The sequence below is a fragment of the Asticcacaulis sp. P2_B1 genome (genome assembly GCF_056404915.1).
This window is the reverse complement of sequence record NZ_JBFUDD010000022.1, coordinates 14342-41111: the sequence shown is the minus strand read 5'-3', so window position 1 is coordinate 41111 and position 26770 is coordinate 14342. Positions and strand designations below refer to the sequence as shown.

The 26770-nt window shown below is 61.6% G+C and carries 23 protein-coding genes; 14 read left to right on the top strand and 9 right to left on the bottom strand.

Annotation, left to right across the window (positions count from 1 at the left end):
• Positions 1 to 26 precede the first annotated feature (26 nt).
• The 5 genes from AC1DX3_RS24010 to AC1DX3_RS23990 all read left to right on the top strand — a co-directional run bounded on the left by AC1DX3_RS24010 (position 27) and on the right by AC1DX3_RS23990 (position 8842).
• Positions 27 to 2294 carry a TonB-dependent siderophore receptor gene (locus AC1DX3_RS24010; RefSeq protein WP_476991892.1) on the top strand — a complete coding sequence of 756 codons (2268 nt, stop codon included), beginning with the start codon at positions 27 to 29 and terminating at the stop codon, positions 2292 to 2294.
• Positions 2295 to 2383: 89 nt separating this feature from the next.
• On the top strand, positions 2384 to 3832 hold the full coding sequence (locus AC1DX3_RS24005; RefSeq protein ID WP_476991891.1) for an amidohydrolase family protein: 1449 nt from the start codon (positions 2384 to 2386) through the stop codon (positions 3830 to 3832).
• Positions 3829 to 5094, top strand: coding sequence for an amidohydrolase family protein (locus tag AC1DX3_RS24000; protein WP_476991890.1), 1266 nt, complete (start codon positions 3829 to 3831; stop codon positions 5092 to 5094). The genes AC1DX3_RS24005 and AC1DX3_RS24000 overlap by 4 nt, the downstream gene beginning before the upstream one ends.
• Positions 5091 to 8396 carry an amidohydrolase family protein gene (locus AC1DX3_RS23995; protein WP_476991889.1) on the top strand — a complete coding sequence of 1102 codons (3306 nt, stop codon included), beginning with the start codon at positions 5091 to 5093 and terminating at the stop codon, positions 8394 to 8396. Before AC1DX3_RS24000 ends, AC1DX3_RS23995 begins: the two co-directional genes overlap by 4 nt.
• Positions 8393 to 8842: a hypothetical protein gene (locus tag AC1DX3_RS23990; RefSeq protein ID WP_476991888.1), complete on the top strand. Its 450-nt coding sequence runs from the start codon at positions 8393 to 8395 to the stop codon at positions 8840 to 8842. The genes AC1DX3_RS23995 and AC1DX3_RS23990 overlap by 4 nt, the downstream gene beginning before the upstream one ends.
• Positions 8843 to 8863: 21 nt before the next feature.
• On the opposite strand, the gene AC1DX3_RS23985 is transcribed toward AC1DX3_RS23990, so the two are convergent.
• Entirely contained in the window at positions 8864 to 9625 is a 762-nt protein-coding gene (locus AC1DX3_RS23985) for an AraC family transcriptional regulator (protein ID WP_476991887.1), read from the bottom strand.
• A gap of 185 nt (positions 9626 to 9810) precedes the next feature.
• Here AC1DX3_RS23985 and AC1DX3_RS23980 point away from each other — a divergent pair, with 185 nt between their 5' ends.
• The 9 genes from AC1DX3_RS23980 to AC1DX3_RS23940 all read left to right on the top strand — a co-directional run bounded on the left by AC1DX3_RS23980 (position 9811) and on the right by AC1DX3_RS23940 (position 19975).
• Positions 9811 to 10434, top strand: a complete 624-nt coding sequence (locus AC1DX3_RS23980; RefSeq protein WP_476991886.1) for an FMN-binding negative transcriptional regulator — start codon at positions 9811 to 9813, stop codon at positions 10432 to 10434.
• 197 nt (positions 10435 to 10631) lie between these two features.
• Positions 10632 to 11606 carry an alpha/beta hydrolase fold domain-containing protein gene (locus AC1DX3_RS23975; RefSeq protein WP_476991885.1) on the top strand — a complete coding sequence of 325 codons (975 nt, stop codon included), beginning with the start codon at positions 10632 to 10634 and terminating at the stop codon, positions 11604 to 11606.
• Positions 11603 to 13237, top strand: a complete 1635-nt coding sequence (gene pruA, locus AC1DX3_RS23970) for an L-glutamate gamma-semialdehyde dehydrogenase (protein ID WP_476991884.1) — start codon at positions 11603 to 11605, stop codon at positions 13235 to 13237. Before AC1DX3_RS23975 ends, pruA begins: the two co-directional genes overlap by 4 nt.
• Before the next feature lie 410 nt (positions 13238 to 13647).
• Positions 13648 to 15078 (top strand): gamma-aminobutyraldehyde dehydrogenase, encoded by a 1431-nt coding sequence (locus AC1DX3_RS23965; protein ID WP_476991883.1) that lies wholly within the window; start codon positions 13648 to 13650, stop codon positions 15076 to 15078.
• Positions 15078 to 16079, top strand: a complete 1002-nt coding sequence (locus AC1DX3_RS23960) for an ABC transporter ATP-binding protein (RefSeq protein WP_476991882.1) — start codon at positions 15078 to 15080, stop codon at positions 16077 to 16079. Before AC1DX3_RS23965 ends, AC1DX3_RS23960 begins: the two co-directional genes overlap by 1 nt.
• A gap of 20 nt (positions 16080 to 16099) precedes the next feature.
• Positions 16100 to 17266, top strand: a complete 1167-nt coding sequence (locus AC1DX3_RS23955) for an ABC transporter substrate-binding protein (RefSeq protein WP_476991881.1) — start codon at positions 16100 to 16102, stop codon at positions 17264 to 17266.
• Positions 17267 to 17317: 51 nt separating this feature from the next.
• Positions 17318 to 18229, top strand: coding sequence for an ABC transporter permease (locus AC1DX3_RS23950; RefSeq protein ID WP_476991880.1), 912 nt, complete (start codon positions 17318 to 17320; stop codon positions 18227 to 18229).
• Positions 18226 to 19026, top strand: coding sequence for an ABC transporter permease (locus tag AC1DX3_RS23945; RefSeq protein ID WP_476991879.1), 801 nt, complete (start codon positions 18226 to 18228; stop codon positions 19024 to 19026). The genes AC1DX3_RS23950 and AC1DX3_RS23945 overlap by 4 nt, the downstream gene beginning before the upstream one ends.
• Before the next feature lie 40 nt (positions 19027 to 19066).
• A complete protein-coding gene (locus AC1DX3_RS23940; protein ID WP_476991878.1) occupies positions 19067 to 19975 on the top strand; it encodes a LysR family transcriptional regulator in 909 nt (302 codons plus the stop codon).
• 44 nt (positions 19976 to 20019) lie between these two features.
• Here AC1DX3_RS23940 and AC1DX3_RS23935 read toward each other — a convergent pair whose 3' ends face one another.
• The 8 genes from AC1DX3_RS23935 to AC1DX3_RS23900 are packed head-to-tail and all read right to left on the bottom strand — an operon-like array spanning position 20020 to position 26745.
• On the bottom strand, positions 20020 to 20964 hold the full coding sequence (locus AC1DX3_RS23935) for a Gfo/Idh/MocA family oxidoreductase (protein WP_476991877.1): 945 nt from the start codon (positions 20962 to 20964) through the stop codon (positions 20020 to 20022).
• Position 20965: 1 nt separating this feature from the next.
• On the bottom strand, positions 20966 to 21808 hold the full coding sequence (locus AC1DX3_RS23930) for a class III extradiol dioxygenase subunit beta (protein WP_476991876.1): 843 nt from the start codon (positions 21806 to 21808) through the stop codon (positions 20966 to 20968).
• A complete protein-coding gene (ligA, locus tag AC1DX3_RS23925) occupies positions 21808 to 22203 on the bottom strand; it encodes a protocatechuate 4,5-dioxygenase subunit alpha (protein WP_476991875.1) in 396 nt (131 codons plus the stop codon). Before ligA ends, AC1DX3_RS23930 begins: the two co-directional genes overlap by 1 nt.
• On the bottom strand, positions 22203 to 23099 hold the full coding sequence (locus tag AC1DX3_RS23920) for an amidohydrolase family protein (RefSeq protein ID WP_476991874.1): 897 nt from the start codon (positions 23097 to 23099) through the stop codon (positions 22203 to 22205). The genes ligA and AC1DX3_RS23920 overlap by 1 nt, the downstream gene beginning before the upstream one ends.
• Positions 23099 to 24136 (bottom strand): amidohydrolase family protein, encoded by a 1038-nt coding sequence (locus tag AC1DX3_RS23915; RefSeq protein WP_476991873.1) that lies wholly within the window; start codon positions 24134 to 24136, stop codon positions 23099 to 23101. The genes AC1DX3_RS23920 and AC1DX3_RS23915 overlap by 1 nt, the downstream gene beginning before the upstream one ends.
• Entirely contained in the window at positions 24133 to 24972 is an 840-nt protein-coding gene (locus AC1DX3_RS23910; RefSeq protein WP_476991872.1) for an NAD(P)-dependent oxidoreductase, read from the bottom strand. The genes AC1DX3_RS23915 and AC1DX3_RS23910 overlap by 4 nt, the downstream gene beginning before the upstream one ends.
• The gene (locus AC1DX3_RS23905) at positions 24969 to 26057 is read right to left on the bottom strand and encodes a 4-oxalomesaconate tautomerase (protein ID WP_476991871.1); all 1089 of its coding nucleotides are present in this window, start codon (positions 26055 to 26057) and stop codon (positions 24969 to 24971) included. Before AC1DX3_RS23905 ends, AC1DX3_RS23910 begins: the two co-directional genes overlap by 4 nt.
• 1 nt (position 26058) lies before the next feature.
• A complete protein-coding gene (locus AC1DX3_RS23900; protein ID WP_476991870.1) occupies positions 26059 to 26745 on the bottom strand; it encodes a 4-carboxy-4-hydroxy-2-oxoadipate aldolase/oxaloacetate decarboxylase in 687 nt (228 codons plus the stop codon).
• Positions 26746 to 26770 lie beyond the last annotated feature (25 nt).

Here is a 26770-nt window from a genome sequence, read left to right as displayed (position 1 = left end):
GTGCGCAGCAAAAAGATGACAGTCTCATGACACGGACGACACAGTTGTTTGTCGATCAAATCGCACCCGTCATCGGGGCAATGAAGGAGCGGATTGAAATGCTGACCTCACCTATTTTTTCCCATAAAACCATCAAGACAACCATGACGCTGGCCTTGCTGTTGACCACGGCCGCGTCTTGCCTGGCGGGCGTCGCCATGGCTCAGGATGCCGGCACCGGCGCGACTCAGGCCACGGGCATTGAGACGACCCGGGAAAACGCTGACGGCCAGACCGTCGTCATCGTCAAGGCGCGCAACTATGTGCCCAAGGGCGCACAGTCGGCGAGCAAGACCAATATTCCCTTGATCCAGACGCCGCAGTCGGTATCGGTGATTACCCGCGACCAGATCGACCTGCTCAACTTCACCGACGGCCAACAGGCCGTGCGTTACACAGCCGGCGCCTTTGGTGAAAACTACGGGCCGGACCTGCGTTTCGATTTCGTCACCCTGCGCGGCTTTACGCCGAAACAATATATCGACGGTCTGGCGGCGCCGATCTCGACCTCCATCTACAGTGTTGGCGTCGATCTCTACGCCTTCGATTCGATCGACATCCTGAAGGGCCCGTCAGCCACCTTGTACGGCAACACCCCTCCGGGCGGCATCTATAACGAGACCAGCCGCCGCGCCAAAAGCCAGTTCGGCGGCGAAGTCCAGGCCAAGTACGGCTCCTATGATTACAAATCGATCGCCGGCACGGTGACCGGCGCGCTCGGTTCGTCGGTTGACGGCCGCCTGACCGCCCTCTATCTCGACCGCGGCGCCGAACGCGACGGCGTCACCGCCAAGCGCATCCTGGTGGCGCCGACCGCGACGTGGAAGATCAGCGACGACACCAAGCTGACCGGCTTGGTCTATTATCAAAACGACGAAGTCCTGGGCGACACCAATGGTTTCATGCCGGTCATGGGCACCCTGCTGCCGAACCCGAACGGCGAAGTCTCCGAAGCCACCAATCTCGGCGAGCCGGATTACAACAGCTACAAGCGCCGCCAGTTCGGCATCGGCTACGATTTCAGCCACAAGATCAATGACGACCTGACCTTCACCTCCAACGCCAAGGTCAGCAAATATTTCGAACACAGCCTGGTCATCTATGGCGGCTGGCTGGACGGTGACAATCGCACGGTCCATCGCTACAACTTCCCCTACCTAGAAGACGTCAAGAGCGTCGCCATGGATAACCGCCTGGAGTGGAACACCACGTCCGGCAGCGTGAAACAAAAGGTCCTGGCCGGCGTCGATTACCGCAATGTCAAGAACTTCGCCGAATATGGCTTTGCCGGCGCCAGCGATATCGACCTGTACCATCCGGTCTACAGCGCCGGTTCGTCGATCACCACGCCGGGCTGGAATCCCTACAACAATATGCGTCTGACCCAAACGGGTGTCTATGTTCAGGACCAGATCTCGTCGGGCGATCTCTATATCACCCTCGGCGGTCGCTACGACACCGACAAGGTGCAGAACTATAATGCCTCGACCAAGGTCAGCGAAAGCAAGTTCACCTATCGCTTGGGCGCCAACTATATCTTCGCTTCCGGCTTTGCGCCGTACATCTCCTATGCCACCTCATTCGAGCCGGTTCTCGGCACGGATTCGGTGACGGGCGACGACTTCAAGCCATCCGAGGGCACCCAGGTCGAGGCCGGCATCAAGTATGACGGCCGCACCCTCGACAACGGCGTCCACGTCTTCGCCACCGTCGCCGTCTACGACATCAAGCAAAAGAATGTCGTCTCGACCTCGCCGTCGGTGACGCCTGTCTTCGGCACGCAAAGCGGCGAAGTCGAGGTCAAGGGCCTGGAAGCCGAGTTCGTTACCCGGATCAACGATCAGTGGTCGGTCAACGGTTCCTATACCTATGCCGACGCCAAGGTGACCAAGAACACCAACTTCGCCGGCGAAGTGGGTGCGCCATTGCCCGTCACGCCGAAGCACAAGTTGTCCCTGTTCGCCGACTATTCGATCCAGACGGGCAGCCTCGCCGGTCTCGGTTTCGGCCTCGGCGCCCGTTACACCTCGGAAAGCGCCGGAAGCCTGCCAGGCGTCTACAATCCTGTCGTCTATTACGGTCAGGAAGCGACCCTGGTCGATGCCATCATCCACTATGACACGCCGGAATGGCGCCTGGCCGTCAACGGCAGCAACATTCTCGACAAGAAATATGTCGCGCGCTGCTCCGGCAGTGTCGGTTGTACCTACGGCGCCGGCGAACAAGTCATCGCCACCCTGACGCGGAAGTTCTAACTTTCGGCGTTTCGGGTCTATAAACAAAAATCCGGCGGAGGCGATGCGAATCGTTTTCGCCGGAATCTATCAAAACTATAGGGGCGATGATGAAACGCTTGGGTCTTGCCGCATGGATTGTCCCGATGGTCTTGGTGGTCGCCTGCCCTGCCGGTTTCGCCGCCGTCCATAAGGCCAAAGGTCGGCCTGTCGTAGCGGCCGCCAAGCCGTCGCCAGTTGCCCGCACGCCCCTGCCCTTCATGGCCGATCGCACCCCCAGCACCTATCAACCCTTGCCGCGCCAGGATCTGCTGATCCGTGACGCTACCGTCCTGGACGGCGCCGGACACCGTTTCGACCACGCCGATGTCCTGACTCACGACGGCAAGATCGTCGCTGTCGGTTCTCAACTTGAGGGCGGTTCCGCCAAGGTTATCGACGCTGGCGGGCGTTGGGTGACGCCCGGCATCGTCGATCCGCACAGCCACGACGGCACCTATTCCATGCCGCTGACCTCGATCGACAACGACGCTTCGGATGTTTCGGAAACCAGCGCGCCGATCCAGGCGGATAGCTGGATTGAACACGCCGTCAATGCCCAGGACGCCAGCTTCATCTATGCCGTGCAGGGCGGGGTCACCACCTTGCAGATCCTGCCGGGATCGACGCCGCAGATCGGCGGCCGCGCTATTACGCTGCACACGATTCCCGCGACCTCGGTTGACGCCATGAAGTTCCCCGACGCCCCGCAAGGCATGAAGATGGCCTGCGGCGAGAACCCGAAATCGCATTTCGGCGCTCTAAACCAGCGGCCAGGCAGCCGGCAGGCCGAAATGGCCAATCTGCGCGACATCTTCACCCAGGCCGTGGCTTATCGCGACGCCTGGCAGAATTATGAGAAGGACGGCGGTACGGCGCCGGTGCGCAATCTCAATCTCGATACCCTGGCGGCGCTTCTGGATGGCGATTTGCGCCTCAACATCCATTGTTATCGCGCCGACGACATGGCCGAATTCCAAAATCTTGCCAGCGAATTCCATTTCAAGATCACCGCCTTCCACCATGCCGTCGAAGGCTACAAGAACCCGGCCCTGTTCACCAAAACCGGTACCTGCGCCGTTGTGTGGTCTGATTGGTGGGGCTTCAAGATGGAAGCCAATGACGGTATCCGCGAAAACGCCGCCCTTCTCGACGCCGCCGGCGCCTGTATCACCCTGCATTCCGACGGTCCGGTTCTCGGCCAGAGGCTGAATATCGAAGCCGCCAAGGCAGCCGGCGCTGGGCGCCATATGGGGCTTCCGGAGCCACCGGAACACGTCATCACCTGGATCACCAGCAACCCCGCCAAGGTGTTGGGTCTCGAAGACCGCATTGGTACTCTGGCTGCTGGTTATGACGCCGATATCGTAATCTGGTCGGGCGATCCGTTCAGCATCTATAGCCATGCTGACCAGGTGCTTATCGATGGCGCCATCGCCTATGACCGCTTCGATGCGGCGCACCAACCGTTGAGCGACTTCCAGCTTGGCAGGCCGGCCGGCCAAGGAGTACCGCAATGATCAAGGGTCTTGTTCTCGCCGGCCTGCTGTTGCCGCCCTCCCTTGCCTTCGCCGATACATTGGCGATCACCCACGCCGAAGCCTGGCCAATGGACGGCCGCGGCAAGGTCGTCGATGCCACGATCGTGGTCAGGGACGGCAAGATGGTCTCGGTGACGGCTCAAGGGGCCGTGCCCTCGGGCGCCAGGGTCATCGATGCCGGCGGTCGCATGGTGACGCCCGGACTGATGAACTCGGCGACTCAGCTCGGGCTGGTAGAAACCGGCCAGGCCGATGAAACCAACGACATGTCGGACAGCAATGCGACGCTCGGCGCCTCGTTCGATGTGCAATATGCCCTGAACGCCAACAGCGTCCTGTTGCCGGTCGTGCGCGCCGATGGCGTGACGCGTGCCGTGACCTATCCCGGCGCTTCGGGCTCGGCGCCGTTCATGGGCCAGGGTGCGGTCCTGCGCTTGGTCGAAGCGAATGACGTTCTCGATGACGCGCAGTCGGCTCTTTATGTCCAGATCGGTAGTGGCACACTGGCGGCCTCGGGCGGTTCGCGCAGCGGCCAATGGCAGTTGCTGCGCAATGCTCTGAGCGACGCGCGCGATAATGTTTCCGCCAAGGTCAAGAGCACGACGGGCAATCACCGCGATCTCGAAGCGATTGGCCGCGTTTTGGATGGCACCATACCTTTGGTTATCGTCACCGAACGCGAATCGGATATCCGCCAAGCCATCGCCCTGGCCAGTGACTACAAGATCCGCGTGGTCATCATGGGCGGCGACGAGGCGTGGCGCTGTGCCGGCGAATTGGCGGCCGCCAAGATCGCCGTCGTGCTCGATCCGATGGACAATCTGCCGATCAGTTTCGATGTCGTCGGGGCGCGCCTCGACAATGCGGCCTTGCTCGACAAGGCCGGCGTGACCCTGGGTTTCTATTCGTCAGGCAATACCATTTATCTCAGCTACAATGCCGGCGAAGCGATGCGCGAAGCCGCCGGCCTGGCCGTGGCCAATGGCCTGCCCTATGACAAGGCGTTGTTGGCGATGACGGTTGAGCCGGCAAAAATCTTCGGCATTTCCGGTCATTACGGGACCTTGGCCGCCGGCATGGATGCCGATCTGGTCATCTGGGACGGCGATCCGCTGGAGCCCGGCAACTATCCCTATAAGGTTTTCGTCAAGGGTGACGAGGCGTCACTGACCACGCGTCAGACCCTGTTGCGCGACCGATATGCCAAGCCGGACGCCCTGCCACCGGTGTACCGCAAATGAGCCGCCTCTCCCTTCTTGCCCTTGCCCTTCTATGCATGGCGCCGGCCGCCCATGCCCAGGACGACGATTTCCCGACCGCGCCGGCCTTCGGCTGGATCAAGGATGGCGCCGGCGCCGTTGACCCGTCGCGGCCACGTCAACTACCCGGCCAGACCCTGCCAATGAAGGCCGCGCGCAAAATCGACTTCACGACCGACGAAGGCACATGGATGTCGCTTGATGTCTCGCCCGACGGCAAGACCATGGTCTTCGACATGCTGGGCGACCTCTATCGCCTCGATGCCGTCACGGGTGGCGCGGCGAAAGCGTTGCGCACGGGTATGGCCTTCGACACCCAGCCGGTGTTTTCGCCGGATGGCAAGTCGATCGCCTATATCAGCGATGCATCCGGGGCCGACAATCTGTGGGTGATGAAGCCCGATGGTTCGGGTGCGCGCCAGGTCAGTTTCGGCGAGGACGACACGGTGCTGATGTCGCCGGAATGGGCACCCGACGGGCAATCGGTCTATCTCGAACGCTATCGCCCGAGTTATAACGCCAACGAGTTGTGGCAATATGGGCTGGACGGCACGGAAAACCTGATCGTGCCGGTCAAGGCGTCGGCCGATTCCGCGCGTTCCGCCTGGCTCGATAGTTTGGGCGCGGTACCGTCGCGCGACGGCAAATATCTTTACATGGCGCGCCATGTCGGTCCGACCGATCCCGATCAGCGCGACCAGTGGGACATCGTGCGCCGTTCTGTCGCCGACGGCACGGAAGAGACGATCGTCCACGAACCCGATGGATCGGGCCATGCCCGCAATCCCGGCGCCTTTTTCCGCCCTGTGCTGTCGCCCGACGGCAAGACCCTGGTCTATGCCACACGTAGCGACAACCAGACCGGCTTGCGGGTGCGCGACCTGACAACCGAGGGCGACCGCTGGCTGGCCTTTCCGGTGACGCACGATCAGTTGCAAGCCAATGCCTGGCAGGACCTGCTGCCGCGCTATGCCTTCACGCCCGACGGCAAAGCGCTGATGCTAACGGTTGGTGGCAAGTTCGAACGGCTCGATATCGCCACGGGTCAGGCGACGCCCCTGCCCTTCAGCGTCGATGTGCATTTAGGACTGGGCGCGCTTAGCCGCCAGGTCGTCACCGAGGATACCGGCCCGGTTAAGGCGCACATCATCCAGACACCGCAAATGTCGCCCAGCGGGGCGCGCCTGGTCTTTTCGGCGCTCGGCCAAATCTACGTCATGGATTTGACGGCCGGCGCCACGCCGCGCCGTGTCGCCGAGGGTTGGCAGCCGTCATGGTCGCCGGACGGACAAAGCCTGACCTGGGTGACGTGGAGCGAACGCGCAGCTGGCGATGTGTGGAGCCTCAAGCTCGACGGCGGAACGCCGGTCAAGATCAGCACGCAATCCGACTATTACACCTATCCAGTATTCACGCCGGACGGCAGCCGCATCCTGGCCGAGCGTTCGCCTCAGCAGCAACGCCAGCGCCTCTATATGGAATATGGCGCCTTGCGTGAAGCCAAGCTGGTCAGCTTCCTGGCATCGGGCGGCGACGGCACGGCCATCACCGGCGACATGTCGATCGGCCAGCGCCCGACCTTCACCAATGAAAAAGACGCCGTCTATGTCCAGACGGACGCCGGCCTGTCGCGTATCGACCTGACGACCGGGGCGCGCAAGGACGTCGTGTCCGTCACGGGACCCGGCTGGTACTTCCAGGACGGGCCGGTGCCAGTCGATGCCCTGCGCCTTTCGCCCGACGGCAAATGGGTCCTGGCCCTGGTGGCGCAACAACTGCACGTCGTCGCCATGCCAACCGATGGTGCAACGACGGTCGATCTTTCGGACACCAGGCTGCCCCACCGCCGGCTGACCGACGTCGGCGCCGATTTCTTCGAATGGTCGGCCGACGGCAAGACCATCACCTATGCTCTCGGTTCGACCTTTTACGAGCGCAAGATGAGCGATGTCGCCCTGACCGACAAGGCCGATTGGACGGCGGATGTCGGCAAGCCCTTATTGTTCGCCGCCACGGTCACTGTGCCGCGCGACATGTCGAAGGGCCAGCTGCTGCTGCGTGGAGCGCTCGCCTTGCCCATGGATGGGCCGGCGATTGCCGATGCCGATATCCTGATCGACGGCGACCGGATTGCGAAAATCGGGTCACGCGGCAGTTTCAATGTGCCGGCCGACGCGGTCATCCGCGATGTCACCGGCAAGACGATTATTCCCGGCTTTATCGACACCCACGACCATATCGGCAGCGTTCGCCGCGATGTGCTCGACAACGAGGACTGGGCCTTGCGCGAACGCCTGGCCTATGGCGTGACGACCAGTTTCGACCCGTCGACCCTGACCATCGACGAGATCGCCTATAAGGACATGCTCGATGCCGGGCTGATCCAGGGGCCACGCCTGCCGTCGACCGGCACGGCCATCTTCTCGTTCAACCGTTTTTCGTCCCAGGCCGACGCCGAAAAGGTGTTGAGCCGTTACAGCGATGCCTATGGCCTGCACAATATCAAGCAATACCGCGCCGGCGACCGACGCGTCCGGCAGTGGATCAATATGGCGGCCATCAAGGTAGGTGTACAGCCGACGACGGAAGGCGCCCTGTCGCTGAAGCTCGACCTGACCCAGGTGATGGACGGTTATTCCGGCAATGAGCACGCCCTGGTCGGCCTGCCGATCTACAAGGACGTCATCCAATTGATGGCGAAAAGCCGGACCAGCTATACGACGACCCTGCAGATAACCAATGGCGGCGCCACCGGGCAGAACTATTTCATCGCCCGCGACGATCCGGCGGCCAGCGCCAAATATCAGTATTACACGCCGCATTTCGCCCTGGAGCAGATGACGACGCGGCTGGATCAATGGTTGCCTTTGTCCGACTATGCTTTTCCGACCGTGGCGGCCGGCGCAGCAGCCATCCAGCGCGCCGGCGGCCTAGTCGGTATCGGCGCCCACGGCAATACGCCGGGTCTCGGCTTCCATTGGGAGCTGGAGGCCCACGTCATGGGCGGGATGACGCCTGAGGAAGCGTTGCATGCCGGCACGCTCGGTTCGGCCGAAACCATCGGCCGCGTCGGCGAGCTCGGCAGTCTGACGCCCGGCAAGTTCGCCGACCTGCTGATCCTCGACGCCGATCCGCGCAATGACATCGGGAATGCCTGGCAGATCGACCAGGTCATGAAGAACGGCCGGCTCTATGACGATCGCGACCTGAGCCAGATCTGGCCCGATGTCAAACCCGCCACCACCCCGTGGTACGCCGACCAAACGCCTGGAGACGCAAAATGAAGCCCGTTCTGATCGCCGCTGCTATGCTGTTGGCCGCCACGCCCGTCTTTGCCAAACCCAAGCCCGTCGTCGCGCCCGCAGTAACTGCGCCGGTTGTGCCGGCGCCGGTCGGTGAAACCCAGGTCGAGATCTACCGCATTGCGCCGGGTCAACAGCAGGCCTTTCTCGAATTTATCGCCAAGTGCGATGAGGCCAATCGCTTGGCCGGCTTGCCGCCGCGCCAGCTCTATGTCCATAGCGACGGCGAAGGCTGGGATTTCATGTTCCTGCAGCCGGCGCACACTCCGCCGGAAAAGGCCGCGGCGCTCGACAAGGCGTGGGATCAGGTCGGTTTGCCGTCGGGCTCTAACTTCTTCTTCGAGATCCGTAAATATATCGCCGACCATAGCGACACCTCGACCCACGGTCCGACCACAGCTGCGGACTATCTGGCAACCAAGAAATGACGTGTTTTCAAGCGGTCGTATCTAACCCGCAATAAACTGACTGGGCGGCATGCCGAAGGTGCGGTGGAACATGGCGGTAAAGGCGCTCGGGCTCTCATAGCCGACGTCGTAGGCGACCGTGGTCACCGAATGGCCGGCGTGCAGTAGCGACAACGCTTCCATCAGACGCACCTGTTGCCTCCAGGTCGCCAGGCCCATGCCGGTTTCATCCTTGAAGGCACGGGTAAAGGTGCGCCGCCCCATGCCGGCGATGCTGGCCCAGTCGTCGATATCGCGGGTGTCGGCCGGATTGGCGAGGATCTGGTTGCAGACGCGCAGCAGGCGCACATCCTCCGGCATCGGGGCGTTGATATTGATATTGGGCATGCGGGTGATTTCGTCGAGCAACAGGCGGACCAGCTTGCCTTCGCGGCCTTCCTCGTCATAGGCGACCTCGAAGGTCAGCACCTCCTCGATCAGGGCGCGAACCAGGGACGACGTCTCGAAGACGCGGCAGGCCTTCTGTAGTTCGCTGTTGATATCCGGGTCGAGATAGACGACGTGCAACTGCACGGGACCGCGGCAGGCGACCTGATGGTTCATGCCCGCCGGCAGCCAGATGGCGCGGCGCGGCGGCAGGATGAAGCTGTTGGTGTCGGTGACGACCGACAGCACGCCCGAGACGGCATAGCAGAGCTGAGCGCGCTGGTGACTGTGGAAGGGGTCGACGAAACCGGCCGGATAGTCGTCGGCGAGCGCGACAACCGGACGTATGGTCAGAGGATAGTCGGCACTATGTTTCATTGGCTCATTCCCGGCATTTAAGGGAGGACCGTCGCAATCAGGTCAAGGATAACAGGGAGCGAGGCGAAAAGATATGGCTTGGCGGCCCATTCCAGTCCTTTGGCCCGAAAGACGCGGATATAGGCCTGAGCCGTTGGATGACGGTCCCCGGGTCATGAGATAGAGTAGGATGAGGAGAACCGATCATGGACGCCAAGCCCGCTAAATACGCCCCACGCGACACGAACGATGTCCGCGACCTGGTGACGGCCTATCCGTTTGCCTGGGTAGTGTCCGGGGGCGAGCCGTGGAGCGCCACGCCCCTGCCTTTGCGGCCGCGTTTCGATGATGAAGGACGGTTGACGGCCTTTGTCGGCCATTTCGCCCGCAGCAATCCCCAGGTCGAGCGGTTGCGCGATGCGCCGCGGGCGCTCTTGTTGTTCATGGGCCCGCACGCCTATGTCTCGCCGTCATGGATGGCAGACCGCACCCAGGCGGCGACATGGAACTATGCCGGCGCCGCCTTCGATTGTACTTTGCGGCTGATTGACGACCCCGTCGGGATCGAAGACGCCTTGCGCGACCTGATCGACGCCATGGAAGCCGGCCGGCCTGACACATGGTCGCTCGACGATATGGGTGAACGGGCGGCGCGGCTATCGCGCGGCGTCGTTGCCTTTCACGCCGACATTATCGAGGTCCAGGCGGCGTTCAAATTGGGCCAGGACGAACGCGATCAGGAATACGGTGAGATCATCCAGGGACTGACAGACGCCGGCGAACACGCGCTGGTGGCCGCCATGCGCAGCCAGAATCCGCAACGCTCTTAGTTTTCTCAGCTCAAACGCCGCATGGCTCGCCGCATCAGCGGCGGCGGGCGCTTGCCCGCTGCCAAGGTAAATGACTCAAGTCATCTAACCTTGGTAGGCCACACTGGCCCAATCAAGACGATATGTGGTCCGAACCTGGCGGCAGGGTAAGCGGCAGGCGATTACAGTAGGGGCCAATACGATAAGGTGAGGCGTCCGTGATCCCTGAAAGCACCCTGAACAAGCCCGGCGACGATCTCGATCCGACGATCCGCTCGTTCATCCGCCTCACCAACGAAGCCTATGCCACGCATCGCAACGGCACGACGCCGACGCATGTCGAATCGCGCATAGTCGCCGAAAAGGTCCGCGAGCCCTGGGTCAAGGGCGGCCCGGTCATGGTCAGGACGGAGAATTATGCCGTCCCGTCGCAACACGGCCCGGTGCGTATCCGGTTGTACGATCCCAACCCGGATAGCCCCAAGCCCGCCCTGATCTATGTCCATGGCGGCGGCTGGGTGATGTTCAGCCTCGACACCCACGACCGCATCATGCGCGAATATGCGGCGCGTGCCCAGGTGTGTGTTATCGGCATCGATTATTCGCTATCGCCGGAGGCCCGCTTTCCGGTCGCCCTGGAAGAAATCATCGCCGCTGTCCACCATGTCCGCGACAACGCCGGCGATTACGGCATCGATGGTCGCCATCTCGCGATCGGCGGCGACTCGGCCGGCGCCAATCTGTCCCTGGCGACGGCGCTCAGCCTGCGCGATGCCGGTGAAGGCGCGATCTTGTCCGGCCTAGTGCTCAATTATGGCGCCTTCGATACCCAGCTGGTAGCCGAGGATACGACGCGCTTCGGCGGCGACGCCTATATGCTGACGACGGAAGAGATGAACCAGTTCTGGGTGCATTATCTCACGAGGCCGGACGATGCACGCAATCCGCTGGCGACGCCGTTGAACGCCGATCTGCATAACCTGCCGCCAGTCTTTTTGTGCGTGCCACAATGCGACGTGCTGCACAGCCAGAGCCTAATCCTGCGCGACCGTTTGCAGGCGGCGCAGGTTCCGGCCGAAGCTATTGTCTATGCCGGCGCCTCGCACAGCTTCCTCGAAGCCGTGTCGATTTCCCCTCTCGCCGACCAGGCGTTCAATGACGCTGCGGCGTGGTTGCGCGGACGCTTGCTGTGATCGGCGGGTTTGCCCTGCAGAAACTGCCGGAGATCGTCAATGAGCCGGTGCGCGACTATGCGCCGGGGTCGCCGGAACGCGTGGCCCTGCGCAATGCCCTGGCAGATCTGGGCGGCACGCTTTCCGACATGCCGTCGTTTATCGGCGGCAAGGGGGTGCGCACGGGTAAGCTGGAAGCGGCTGTGTCGCCGCATGATCATCAACATGTTTTGGGCAACGCGCACCTATGCGGACCCGCCGAGGTGCACCAGGCGATCGATGCCGCCTTGGCCGCCGCCCACGATTGGGGCCGGACGCCGTGGGAGGAACGCGCCACCGTCTTTTTGCGTGCCGCCGACCTGCTGGCCGGGCCATGGCGGGCCAAACTCAATGCCGCGACCATGCTGGGCCAGTCCAAGACGGCACACCAAGCGGAGATCGATTCGGCCGCCGAGCTGATCGACTTCTGGCGCTTCAATGTCGAATTCATGCTGCGCATCTATGGTGACCAGCCGTTGTCGTCGCCGGGCGTGTGGAACCGCGTCGACTACCGCCCGCTCGACGGTTTCGTCTACGCCGTGTCGCCGTTCAACTTCACTGCCATCGCCGGCAATCTGCCGTCGGCTCCGGCCCTGATGGGCAATACGGTCGTGTGGAAGCCGTCGGCCGGCGCCAAGCTGTCTGCGCATCTGATCATGGACCTGCTGCAGGCTGCCGGCTTGCCCGACGGCGTGATCAACCTGGTCTATGGTGACCCGGCGGAGGTCTCCGATATCGTGCTGGGTCATGAACGCCTGGCCGGTGTGCACTTCACTGGCTCGACCGAGGTGTTCAACGGAATCTTGCGCAAGGTTGCCGGCGGTTCTTACCGCAGCTATCCCCGTGTCGTCGGCGAGACCGGCGGCAAGAACTTCGTCCTGGCCCATGCCTCGGCTCCGGCCGATGCCCTGGCGGTGGCCATCCTGCGCGGCGCATTCGAATATCAGGGCCAGAAGTGTTCGGCGGCGTCACGTGTGTTTGTGCCGAAGAGCCTGTGGCCGGCCGTCAAGGCGCGGCTGTCTGACGACATGGCGACGATCAAGGTCGGCGATGTCGCTGACTTCTCGAATTTCATGGGCGCCGTTATCGACGGCCGTGCCTATAAACGATTGAGTGGCGCCATTGCCGAGGCCAGGACAGCGCCCGGCGTTCGCGTGGTGGCCGGCGGCGACTGCGACGACACGACCGGTTTCTTCGTCCGCCCTACCCTCCTCGAAGTCGAGGACCTGAACAGCCGCTTCCTGCGCGACGAATTCTTTGGGCCGTTGGTCAGCGCCCATATTTATGACGATGATGACTATGCCGGCATGATCGCCCGCATCGATGATACCTCCGCCTACGGCCTGACTGGTTCGGTGTTTGCCAATGACCGCAAGGCGGTCACGGCGGCCAGCGACGGCTTGCGCAACGCCGCCGGCAATTTCTATATCAATGACAAGCCGACCGGCGCGGTCGTCGGTCAACAGCCCTTCGGAGGCGCGCGGGCTTCTGGCACCAACGACAAGGCCGGTTCGATGTGGAACCTGATGCGCTGGGTGTCGCCGCGAACCGTCAAAGAGACCTTCAATCCGCCGATCGATTACCGCTATCCGTTCCTGGCAGCCGAGGTCTGACTTCGGCTGCAATTGTGTCAGATTATCCTGACCTTTGATTTTTATGCCTTATATTGCCCAAAAAAGCCGATGGCGGCGAGCGCTGTCGGCATTCGGAGTGGACTGGTGCTCTTTCGGCAAAAACCGACACTCCGAATGAGCCGGTCGAACGAAGGTTGTCGGTTTAAAGACCGAAATCTGGTGTTTAATCGAAATTATCGATCCAGACGCCATTTCACAGAACGATTATTTTAATCGTTAAATATCAAATATATAACTTGCTTTTACGACAGTAAGATGGGCGATACATCCCACATTGCCCACACCAATCCTCATAATATCGGAATTTCCGATAAGCGCATTCTGAATTAACTGGCTGTTCAATTTACCATTATTGCGTTTCCCTGCGTCGACTGCGGCAGGTGGAGACGATGATGAATATCGACATGCTTATCGGTTCCAGTTTCGAGACCGGCCGCGGCGAGCCGGAAGGCGTGATCGATCCACGCAACGGCGCCCTGATCCTCGATCTCGAAGAAGCCAGCCTCGACCAGGTCGACCGCGCCGCCAAGGCCGCGCGCGCCGCTTTCAATGGCTGGTCGCGCACTACCCCGGCCGAACGTTCGGGCTACCTGCTGAAAATCGCCGACAAGATCGAGGCCGATGGCGAGGACTTTGCCCGTCTTGAGGCACGTAATTGCGGCAAACCCTATCATGTCGTGCTGCGCGACGAGATCCCGGCGGTCGTCGACTGTTTCCGATTCTTTGCCGGCGCTGTGCGCTGCATGCCCGGCTTGATCGCCGGCGAATATCTCGCCGGCTATACCTCGATGATCCGCCGCGATGCGGTCGGTGTCGTCGCCTCGATCGCGCCGTGGAACTATCCGCTGATGATGGCGGCGTGGAAGCTGGCCCCGGCCCTGGCCGGCGGCAACACGGTCATCATCAAGCCGTCGGAACAGACGCCGCTGACCACGCTGAAGCTGGCGCGCATCCTGGCCGAAGTGCTGCCCGAAGGCGTGTGCAATGTCGTGGTCGGGCGTGGCCATACGGTGGGCCAGGCGTTGATCGACCATCCCTTGGTCGACATGATCTCGCTGACCGGCGACATTGCTACGGGACGCAAGGTTCTTTCGGTGGCACAGAAGTCGATCAAGCGCACGCATCTCGAATTGGGCGGCAAGGCGCCGGTCGTGGTCTTCGACGACGCCAACCTGGCGGAGGTCGTCGACGGCCTCAGGACCTTCGGCTACTACAATGCCGGCCAGGACTGCACAGCGGCGTGCCGCATCTATGCGCAGAAGGGTATTTACGACAAGTTGGTCGCCGAATTGTCGTCGGCCGTGGGCACGCTCAAGTTTAACCAGGCCGATGACGGCGATAACGAGATCGGGCCGTTGATTTCCGGCCGCCAGCAGGCGCGCGTCGCCTCGTTTGTGGAACGCGCCCGGGAATCGTCGCATATCGAGGTGACGACCGGCGGCCATTCGGTCCCGGGTTCCGGCTTCTTCTACGAGCCGACTGTCATTGCCGGCGCCCTGCAGAACGATGAGATCGTGCAAAAGGAGGTCTTCGGGCCGGTCGTGTCAGTGACGCGTTTCGACGATACCGCCCAGGCGATCGACTACGCCAATGACAGCGATTACGGCCTGGCGTCGTCGGTATGGTCGGGCGACACGGCGAAGGCCATGGGCGTGGCGGCACAGTTGCGCTACGGCTGCACCTGGATCAACACCCACTTCCTGCTGACCAATGAGATGCCGCACGGTGGGCTGAAGCGCTCGGGCTACGGCAAGGATCTCAGTCTCTACGCTTTGGAAGACTACACGGTGGCGCGCCATGTCATGGTCAGGCTGGGCTGATGGCCGAGGCGAGCCCCATCATCAATTTGGTCGACGTGGTGAAGACCTATGGCAGCTTCACGGCGCTGAAGAAGCTGAACCTGACGATCCGGCGCGGCGAATTCTTCACCCTGCTGGGACCCTCGGGCTCGGGCAAGACGACGACCTTGCGGTTGATTTCCGGTTTTGAGCGGCCGGACGATGGCCGCGTCGAGATCAATGGGGAAAACGTCGCCGACAAGCCGCCCTATGAGCGTAACGTTAATACGGTATTCCAGGACTATGCCCTGTTCCCGCATATGAGCCTCTTCGAAAACGTCGCCTATGGCCTGCGGACGCAGAAACTGCCCGAGGCCGACATCAAGAAGCGCACGCACGACGCGCTTGAGATGGTGCGGCTGACCGATTTCATGACGCGCAAGCCGGCGCAGTTGTCGGGCGGGCAAAGGCAACGCGTGGCACTGGCACGCGCCGTCGTCAATCGCCCCGATGTCCTGCTGCTGGATGAACCCCTGGGTGCGCTCGATCTCAAACTGCGTCACGAAATGCAGATCGAGCTCAAGAAGATCCACCGCGATCTCGGCATCACCTTCGTCTATGTCACCCATGACCAGGAAGAAGCCCTGACCATGAGCGACCGCATCGCCGTGTTCGAGCAGGGCGATATCGCCCAGATCGGCACGCCGGCCGACGTTTATGAGCGCCCGGTCAACGCCTATGTCGCGCGGTTCGTCGGCCTGTCCAATATCCTGACACGCAATGGCAAGACCTTTATGGTGCGGCCGGAAAAGCTGAAACTCTACGACACCTCGCCGCAAAGCCAGTCACTCGACATGATGACCGGCGAGATCACCGATGTCGTCTATGTCGGCATGATGACGCGTTACCTGATCCAGACCGAGGGCGGCGACAGCATTACCGCACTCGACCTCAATGCCCGCGCCAGTCAAAGCCAGCCGCGGTTTTCCCCCGGCCAGATGGTCTGGGTCGGTTACAGTCCCGATAGCGTTCACCCCCTTTAACCCGTCTGAGGAGCCAAACCATGCGTAACACCACGTTGAGAGTTGCCGCCAGCCTCGCCTGCCTTTCCCTGGCCTTGGCCGCCTGCCAAAAACCGGCGACGCCGGAAGCCGCCGGACCGAAACTACCGACCGAGATTGGCGTCGGCGAAGGCGCTTTAAGCATCGTGTCGTGGGAAGGCTACGCCCAGGACGATTGGGTCAAGCCGTTCGAAGCCGCCTCTGGATGTAAGGTGACGCGCAAATATGCCGGCTCGTCCGACGAAATGGTCGCCCTGATGCGGCAGAATGACGGTCAGTATGACGTCGTTTCGGCCTCGGGCGACGCCACTCTGCGGCTCATCGCCGGCAAGAACGTGCTGCCGGTCAATACCGCCCTGATCGCCGACTATCCCAACTTCACCGAAAGTTTGCAGTCGCCCAATTTCAACACGGTCGATGGCGTCCATTACGGCATCACCTATGAATGGGGCCCCAATACCCTGCTTTACAACACCAAGGCGGTGAAGACGGCGCCGACTTCGTGGGCGGCTATCTACGATCCGCAATATAAGGGCAAGGTCACCGTGCCCGACAATGCCATCCAGATCGCCGACGCCGCGCTTTATCTCAGCAAGACCAAGCCGGAACTGGGTATCACTGATCCGTATGAGCTCAACGCCGCCCAGATGGACGCGGTCGTCGCCCTGTTGAAGACGCAAAAGCCGCTGATCAAGAAGTATTGGGCGCTCGCCTCGGATGAAATCTCGCTATTTGCCAATGGCGACGCTGTGATCGGCGCGGCATGGCCGTACCAGACCAACACCTTGAAGGCCAACAAGCCGCCGGTGCCGGTCGAGGACACGATACCCAGCGAAGGCGCTACCGGGTGGGCCGATACCTGGATGATTTCGGCCAAGTCGGCGCACCAGAACTGTGCCTATAAATGGATCAACTGGGTATCGACCCCGGCCGTCCAGGCGCAACAGGCGATCTATTTCGGCGAGACCCCGGTCAACAAGCTGGCTTGCGCCGAGATGGACAAGCAGGGCGGTCCCGGCACCTGCAAGCAATATCATGGCGACGCGCCGGCGGAGTATTTCAACCAGATCCATTTCTGGAAGACACCGCAGACCCAATGCGGCAACGGTCAGGACACCTGTCTCGACTATGCCGAATGGCAAAAGCGTTGGCTGGAAGTGAAAGGCTGATAACGGAACGGGCCCCACGCCACCAAGCGTGGGGCCACTTTCGCAACCGACATGACCCAGACAGCCGCCCTCACCCTGCATAAACCCGGCCCGTTGCGCAGCCTGTCCACTCTGCTGTGGCGGTTGCCGGGACTGCGCCTGGGCCTGCTCGGTCTGCCGCCGTCGCTATGGTTCCTGCTGTTCTACCTGATCCCGCTGGGTGTGTTGATCATAGCCGCCTTCTGGAGCGTCGATGCCATGACCGGCGCGCTGACACCGGGCTTCAGCCTGCACAATTTCCGCAGCCTGTGGGAAACGCCGATCTATCATACCGTTATTCTGCGCACGATCGGCATAGCCGCCACCGTGACGGTGTTCGACATTCTGCTGGCCTTTCCGGTCGCCTATTGGATGGGTGTCATGGCCGGGCCGAAAATGCGCGCCGTACTGGGCGTGTGCGTGCTGATTCCGCTGTGGTCGAGCTATCTGGCGCGGGTCTATGCCTGGCGGCTGATCCTGTCGCATGACGGTATCCTTAATTGGCTGATGGGATCACTGGGGTTGGGCGAAAACGGCATCGGCTATTCGAACTGGGCGATGACCCTGACCTTCACCTATCTGTGGCTGCCCTTTATGATCCTGCCGATCGCTACAGCGCTGGAAAAGGTGCCACGTAACCTGCTGGAGGCCTCGGCCGACCTCGGCGGCCACGGTTTCACGACCTTACGCCGGATTGTTCTGCCGCTGGCGGCGCCCGGCATGATCGCCGGTTCGATCTTCACCTTTTCGCTGACCTTGGGCGACTATGTCACGCCGATCCTGGTCGGCGGCCCGAGCTCCGACTTCATTGGCAATGTCATCTACAAGACCGTCGGCGTCGCCAACGATATCCCGTTTGCTGCGGCACTGGCCGTCGTGCCCCTGGTGGTCATGGGTTTGTACCTGTGGGCGACGCGCGTCCTCGACAAGGAGGCATCGACATGAATGCCTATCCTTCCGTGTTGTGGGGACGGGCAGGCGTCATCCTGGCCTCCCTCCTGGTCATCGCCTTCCTTCTGGCGCCGATCATCCTCGTCATCACCTATGCCTTCAGCGCTTCCAACGTCCAGACCTTCCCGATTCAGGCCTGGTCGCTGAAATGGCTGCATCAGGCCATGAATGACCCGCAGGTGCGGGAAAGCGCCGGCATTTCGGTCCAGGTGGCGTGTCTGGCGACCGTAATCGCCACCCTGCTGGGCTGCCTGGCCGCCTTTGCCATCCATGCTTTCAAATTCTTCGGCCGCGACAGCGCCGTCTTCTTTTTGACCCTGCCGATCGCCCTCCCCGGCATCATCACCGGCATGGCCATGAGCTCGTTCTTCGCCTTTATGGGCATGCATTTGAGCTTCTGGACCCTGGTCATCGCCCATGCCACCTTCTGCACGCCGATCGTCTATAATACGGTCATCGGACGGTTGGCGCGCCTGCCGCAGTCGTTCAGCGAGGCCTCGGCCGATCTGGGCGGCGACGGCTTCTATACCTTTGTCCGCATCACCCTGCCGCTCGTCGGTTCGGCCATCGCCGCGGCGGCCCTGCTGGCCTTTGCCCTGTCGTTCGACGAGGTCATCGTCACCACTTTTACCGCCGGCACACAGACCACTCTGCCCTTGTGGGTCTTGGGTTCGATACGCCTCGGCCAAAGCCTGCCCGAGGTCAATGTCGTGGTCAGCGCGGTGATTATCTTTACCCTGATCCCGGTTCTGCTGGTTCAGCGCCTGTCGGGCGATAGCGGAAAGGCGTAACCGATTGACCTGTAAGGTTCTTTGGGCTTAGCTCGGTTACATGAGCTTTTCCCTGCGACAGGTGCGTTATTTCGAAGCGGTGGCGCGCTGCGGCTCGGTATCGCTGGCGGCGCAGTCCCTGGCGATATCGCAATCGACGGTGACCGAAGCCCTGCGCGATCTCGAAATCGACCTCGATTGCAAGCTGTTCGAGCGCCACGCCCGCGGTGTCCATTTGACGCTGAAAGGGCAGCAATTTCTGCGCCATTGCCACCGTATCCTCGCCGATGTCAGCGACGCCCGCGAATTCCTCCGTCGCAGCGAGAAATCCGATACCGGCCGCATCGTGTTAGGCGTCACGCGGCTGATCGCCGGCTACCTGCTACCGCGCCTTCTGGCCGACTATGGCCGCGAATTTCCCGGCATCGAGGTCGTGTTGCTGGAGGAATCGAGCAATCACCTGGAACATATGCTGGTCGGTGGAGAAATCGACGTGGCCCTGATGGTGTTGCAGCCGGATTTACGGCCGTCGTCATTGCGCACCGAATTGGTCAGCATGTCGCATTATCGCGTCTGGCTGCCAATCGGTCACCCGGCCGGCAGCAAGGATTTGCTGTCCTTGCGCGACCTGGCCCACGAGAAGCACATCATCCTGGCCAGCGATGAACTGTCCGACGCCTTGCTCAGCATCCATCGCACGCTCAACACCACCCTCCCCGCCATTTTCAAGACGGATTCGGTCGAGGCGGCGCGCAGCCTGGTCGCTATCCGTCATGCCATCGCCATCATGCCCGACCTGGTTTACCGGCCGTGGTCGCTCGACGGCGACAAGATCGAGGCCCACCGCGTGTCGGAAAACTTGCCGGTGACCGAAGCGGTCATTGCCTGGCGGCGCGGATCGGCCTTGTCACCCTCTGTCCAGGGTTTGATCGACATCGCCGTTGCGCTCAACCCGCCGGGCCGGACCTGATGGGCCGGCATGGCCCTCTTCTCCGCTAATCGGCGCGTCATGGCCTAGGCCTGAAGTTGTTGTTCCAGATCGTGCAAGACCTTATAGCATGGCAGTACCTGGGCAACCGACGCATTGGGTTCGCGGCCTTCACGGATAGCGGCAAAGAATTCACGGTCCTGAAGCTCGATACCGTTCATTGATACCGCCACCTGACTGACATCGACCTGTTCTTCCTTGCCGGTGAACAGGTCGTCATAGCGGGCGATATAGGTGGCGTTATCGCAGATATAGCGGAAGAAGGTGCCCAGCGGGCCGTCATTGTTGAACGACAAACTGAGGGTGCAGATGGCGCCGTTTTCCGCCTTCAATTGGATCGACATATCCATGGCGATGCCGAGTTCCGGATGGATGGGGCCTTCGACGGCGTTGGCCTTGACGATTTTGGATTGGGTTTGATAGGCGAACAGGTCGACCGTGTGGGCGGCATGATGCCACAACAGATGGTCGGTCCACGAGCGCGGCTGCCCCAGCGCATTCATATTCTTGCGGCGGAAGAAATAGGTCTGGACATCCATCTGCTGGATGCTGAGCTCGCCCGCCGTAATGCGGTTATGGACCAGCTGATGCGACGGGTTGAAGCGGCGGGTATGGCCGACCATACAGACCAGGCCTGTCTCCTGCTGCAACTTCATGACGGCTTCGGCCTCTTCCCAGGAATCGGCCAGCGGGATCTCGACCTGGACATGCTTGCCGGCCTTCATGCAGGCGATCGCCTGGGCGGCATGCAATTGGGTCGGGGTGCACAGAATAACGGCGTCGATCTCGTCCAGCTTAAGCGCCTCATCGAGATCGGTGAAGACGTGCGGAATATCGTATTTGGCGGCAACCTCCTGGGTCGGTTCCAGGGTGCGGCCGATCAGGGCAATGACCTCAACGCCGTCTATATTTTTGATACCGTCGAGATGCTTGATGCCAAAGGCGCCGGCGCCGGCAAGGGCTACTTTCATGTTATTTCCCGTTTTTCAGAATGATATGGCCGATGGCCGTGTTGGAGGCCGGCACATGGTAGTGCCGGTGCAATTCGGTGACCGTGTCATCCAGCGCGCCGCGCATGATCAGCCACATGACGAGCTCGATGCCTTCGCTACCGGCTTCGCGGATATACTCTTCCGGCGGAATGGCCACCAGGCGTTGGACGTTGTCGACCATGTCCGAGAGAAAAGCCTTGTCCCAGGGTTGATTGATCAGGCCGGCGCGCGGCCCTTGCAGCTGATGGCTCATGCCGCCCGTGCCCCAGATCTGGACATTGAGATCTTCGTCGAAACTGTCGATGGCCTTGCGGATCGCCTTACCGAGATTGTAACAGCGCCGGCCCGACGGCACCGGATATTGCACGACATTGACCGCGAACGGGATGACCTTGCACGGCCAGGCCTCCGGCTGACCGAACATCAGCGACAAGGGCACGGTCAGGCCGTGATCGACATCCATCCTGTTGACGATGGTCAGGTCGAAGTCCTGCTCGATGACCGACGCCGCGATATGCCAGGCGAGGTCCGCATGGCCTTCAACAGCCGGCACCGGCCGCGGGCCAAAGCCTTCGTCGGCAACGGCATAGTCTTCGGCTACGCCGATGGCGAAGGTCGGGATGAAGTCGAGTGAAAAGGCCGTGGCGTGGTCGTTATAGACCAGGAAGACGACGTCCGGCTTTTCCGATTCTTCCCATTTTTTGGAAAAATCGAAGCCGTCGAACATCGGTTTCCAATAGTCCGTCTGGGTCTGACCGGTGTCGATGGCGCGCCCGACAGCAGGGACGTGCGACGTGGCAACGCCGGCGGTAATCCGGGCCATTACTTCTTCTCCCATTCGTGTTTGTAGCGATTGCCGTCAGGAGAGCGGCCGCCGGCGATCATCATGGCCAGATATTCGGCCTCGCTGACGCCGGTCATGGTCGAGGCGGCATATTGGAAGCTTAAGCCGTCGGACGAAAATATCTTGGCGAGAAAATAGATATTGCCGCCCAGGCTCAGCATCCTGTTGTAATCGCGGTCGATCACCGCCTGCTTTTGCGCTTCGCTCATCTTCCAGGCGTCGAGATAGGCCCGGTTGTCGGCCTTGAAGCGCGCGCGGTTTTCCGGCTTCATCAGCGACATGCAAAACTGGTTGAGATGATAGCCCTGGCGCGACATGCGCTCGTCGAACACGGTCGTGCCGGGGACATCGTCATAGGGACGTGACTTCACCATCAGATTTCCTCCGGCCAGTAGAGCCGCATGGGATTATCGACCAGCAGCTTCTTTTGCAGGCTTTCCGTTATCGCAATCTTTGGGATGAAGTCGACCAGATGGCCGTCGTCAGGCATGTGCGATTTGAGATTGGGGTGCGGCCAGTCGGTGCCCCAGATCACGCGGCCCGGGAAGGCTTCGACGATGCGTTTGGCGAACGGCTCAACGTCGTCATACGGCGGCCCCGACTTGGTCAGGCGCTCCGGACACGTCGTCTTGCACCAGAAATTGTCGTATTCCAGCAGTTTGACGAACAGGTCGAAGTCCGGCCCGAAGGCGTCCTTCGCGACATCCGGCCGGCCCATATGGTCGACCACAACCGTCGTCGGCAGGGAGGTGAAGAAGTTGAAATACTCTTTCAAATCCTCGGCCTCGAAATAGATGACGATGTGCCAGCCAAGCCTGGCGACGCGCTCGGCGATTGCGGCCAGGCTATCGAATGGCAGGGCGTCGACCAGGCGTTTGACGAAGTTGAAGCGCACGCCGCGCACGCCGGCGGCATGCAGGCTGTACAGTTCTTCGTCCGCCACCGAGCGCTTGACCGTGGCGACGCCGCGCGCCTTGCCGTCAGAACGTTGCAAGGCGTCGACCAGGGCGCGGTTGTCGGCGCCGTGACAGGTCGCCTGGACAATGACATTGCGGGAAAACCCGAGGAAATCACGCAGGGCGAACAGTTGGGATGCGGACGCGTCGCACGGCGTATATTTGCGCTCCGGGGCGAAGGGGAACTGATCGCCGGGCCCGAAGACGTGACAGTGGGCGTCAACCGCGCCTTTGGGCAATTGGAAGGTCGGCTTCGACGGATTGGCGCACCAGTCCAGCCAGTCGACGTCTTTCGTGAACACAGCCGTATCCATCACAGCCCCCTCGCCTTCAGGGCCGCATCGAGACGCGGATAGACGCGGCGAGCATTGCCTTCGAAGACATTGTACTTGTCCTCGGCCGAAATCGCCAGATTGTCGACATAGCGTTTCGTATCGTCGAAATAGAAGCCGGTTTCCGGATCAATACCGCGCACGGCGCCGACCATTTCCGAACCGAACAGGATGTTCTTGTTGTCAATGACCTTGAACAACAGGTCGATACCCGGCTGATGATAGACGCAGGTATCGAAATAGACATTGCGCATGACGTGGTCGCGCAGGTTGGGCTTTTTCAGCATGTCGGCCAGGCCGCGATAACGCCCCCAATGATAGGGTACGGCGCCGCCGCCATGTGGGATGATCAGGCGCAGGTCGGGGAAGTCCTTGAACAGGTCGCCTTCGATAAATTGCATGAAGGCGGTCGTGTCGGCATTGATGTAATAGGCGCCGGTGGCGTGGAAGGCCGGATTGCACGAACCCGAGACATGGACCATGGCCGGCACATCGAGCTCGATCATCTTCTCAAAAAAGGGATACCAGTATCGGTCGTAGAGCGGCGGCGCCGAGAAATGGCCGCCGGACGGGTCGGGATTGAGGTTGCAGCCGACAAAGCCCATATCGACGCAGCGTTGCAGCTCGGCGATCGAACCCTGCAACCCGACACCCGGTGACTGCGGCAATTGGCAGACGCCGATAAAGGTGTCGGGGAACAGATCGACGACGCGCTTGATGATATTGTTGCTCTCGACCGTCCAGCGTTTCGACACATCCTCATCGCCGATATGCGGCCCCATGACCGAGGCGCGCGGCGAAAAGATCGTCATGTCGGCGCCGCGTTCTTTCAACAGTTTGAGCTGGTTCATTTCGATGGTCTCGCGGATCTCGTCGTCCGACACGACCACGCCGGTCGGCGCCGGCTTCAGTGGGTCCTTGAAGTGCGCCACCTGGGCGTCGCGGAAATTGGTCAACGGCGCCGGCGCGGTCGTATAGTGACCGTGGCAATCGATAATGAGCGGCGTATCCAGGCTCATGACTTATCCTCTAGCTTTTTTTCTATTTGGGCCCTGATGGCGTCCAGCATGGGTTTCAGGCCATCGGCCTTGAGAGCGGCGGCATAGTCGGGCGCCCAGGCTTGACGCTCGGCGATGGCGTCGCTCATCCACGGCGTCAGCCCGGCCTCAGCCACGGTCTTCGCCGCTTCACGCATCTCTTCGGAGCGGCGCGTGCCGTGTTCCAGGGTGCGCGAGATCATGTAGCGCGCATAACCTTCCCAGTCGGGATGCGGGAACAGGTTGTTGAGCGAGGCCAGCACCGTATCCTCGACGCCGTAATAGCGTGCTGACAGCAGCGATTCTGAAATCAGCGCCTCCAACCCCTTAATCATGACGCTGCGGCACAGCTTGGTCGCCGAGGCCTTGCCGGAAATTTCGGAGTAGAATTCAGCGCCAGTGAAGCCCAGGGCCTGGATTAGCGGCGCGAAACCTTCAGCGTGGGGGCCGCCCAGCAGCATGGGCGAGGCCAGGCGTTTCGGCTCGATCGGCGACATGACCGCCACTTCGACATAGCGGCCGGTGGCGGCGGTAATGGTCTTGCAGGCTTCCAACTTGGCCTCGGGCGAGGCCGAGTTCAAGTCCATGAACCAGGCGCCGGCTTTCATGCCCGTGGTTACGGACTGGGCCGCTGCAACGGTTTGGGCCGCTGTGACAGCCGAAATGATCAGATCGGCGTCTTTCACCGCCTCGGTAGCGGACGCACAGGGCGAGGCCTTGTGCAGGTCGAAGGCCTTGACGGTGACGCCCTTAAGGTCGGCGGCCAGCACCTGGCCGACTTCGCCAAAACCGATGAGCGCGACAGTCGAAATGGTCATTTCGGCCACACCTTGGCGGGCACAAAGACCTCGCCCGTCATCAGTTTACGCGCCGTCCGCAACAGGGCCGACCGCCGGATCACCAGCGCTTTCCCTTCGCCCGTGATATCCATGGAAACCGTAAAAAAGCCCGTCGGGTGCTCGATTTCGAGATCGGTTGCCCCCTGCACATCCAGGCCCAGCAGATCATTGGCGACCGAACCTTTCAGCACGCAAGCCGTGGCGACCGAGACGGCGCCGAAAACACCGATGGCCTCGTGAACACGATGGGGGATAAAGGTTCGCGTCGCCACCGTACCGCCATGCTGGGCCGGCGCGATCAGCGAAATCTTCGGCACCGACTTATCCGTAACGTCGCCGAGGTTCATCAGATGCCCGGCCTCGAGCCGGATGGCCTCGACCCGGGCCTTTAATTCGGCATCCAGTCCCATGACCTCGGGCGTTTCGTAACCGGTCTGGCCGAGATCGGCGGCCCTGACCACGATGACCGGCATGCCGTTGTCGATCAGGGTGACCGCCACGCCCTGGATGACATCCTGGGCATTGCCCGTCGGCAGAAGGGCACCGCAACTCGAACCGGCAACGTCGAGGAAATCGGTTGGCACCGGCGCCGCCGTGCCCGGGACACCGTCGATGCGCGCGTTGCCGTCATATTCGACCACGCCGCCCGGTGTCTGGATATGGGCGATGGCCAGGCTTTTGGTGTTGACCATGTGGATGCGAACGCTGGTGACGGCGCCGGTCGTGGCCATCAGGCCCTGTTCGATGGCGAACGGCCCGACGGCGGCCAGGAGGTTGCCGCAATTCTGTTGGTCGGTAACGATCGCCTTGTCGGGAAATATCTGCAGGAAGAGATAGTCGACATCGGCGTCATCGCGTTGGGACCGCGATACGATGGCGACCTTTGAGGTCAGCGGATGGGCGCCGCCCATGCCGTCGATCTGACGCGCGTCCGGCGAGCCCATGGCCGCCAGCAGGACGGCATCGCGCGTGGCGGTGTCGTCGGGCAGGTCGTCCTTGAGGAAATAGAGCCCCTTCGACGTGCCGCCGCGATAGACGCTGCAGGGAATAGCGCGTGAGGGCACCTTAGAGGTCCTTTTGGGCGATATAGGTCAGGCCGCGACTCTTCAGGGTCTCGCGCATGTCATAGATGTCGAGCCCCAGTTCACCGTTCTGGAAGCGGACCCGGCGGGCTTCTTCGGAAGCGGCGCGGGCATCGGCCTTGGCCGCGATCTCGTCCGCCTTGTCGCGCGGCACGACGCAAACACCGTCGTCGTCGGCGACGATGACATCGCCGGGATGGACCAGGGCATCGGCGCAGACGACGGGGACATTGACATTGCCCAGCGTATTGCGCACGCAGCCGCGGGCATAGACCGCCTTCGACCACACCGGAAAGCCCATCTCGGTCAGAGTGGCGATATCGCGCACCCCGGCATTGATGATCAGGCCCTTGACGCCGCGCGCCTTCAACGATGTCGCCAGCAGGTCGCCGAAATAGCCGTCTTCGCATGCGCTGGTCGGCGTCACGACCAGGATGTCACCGGCCTGGCATTGTTCGACGGCGACATGGATCATCCAGTTGTCGCCCGGCGCCACCTCGACCGTGACGGCCGGACCGGCGATCATGGCGGGGCGATAGATCGGCCGCATATAGGCGTTCATCAGTCCGACACGCCCTTGAGCTTCGTGAACCGTGGCCACACCGTGGCTTTGCAAGGTCGCGCAGGCGGCGGCGGACGGGCGTTGGATATCGGTGATGACGACAGGCATGACGAGTCCCTATGAGAGCTGTCCG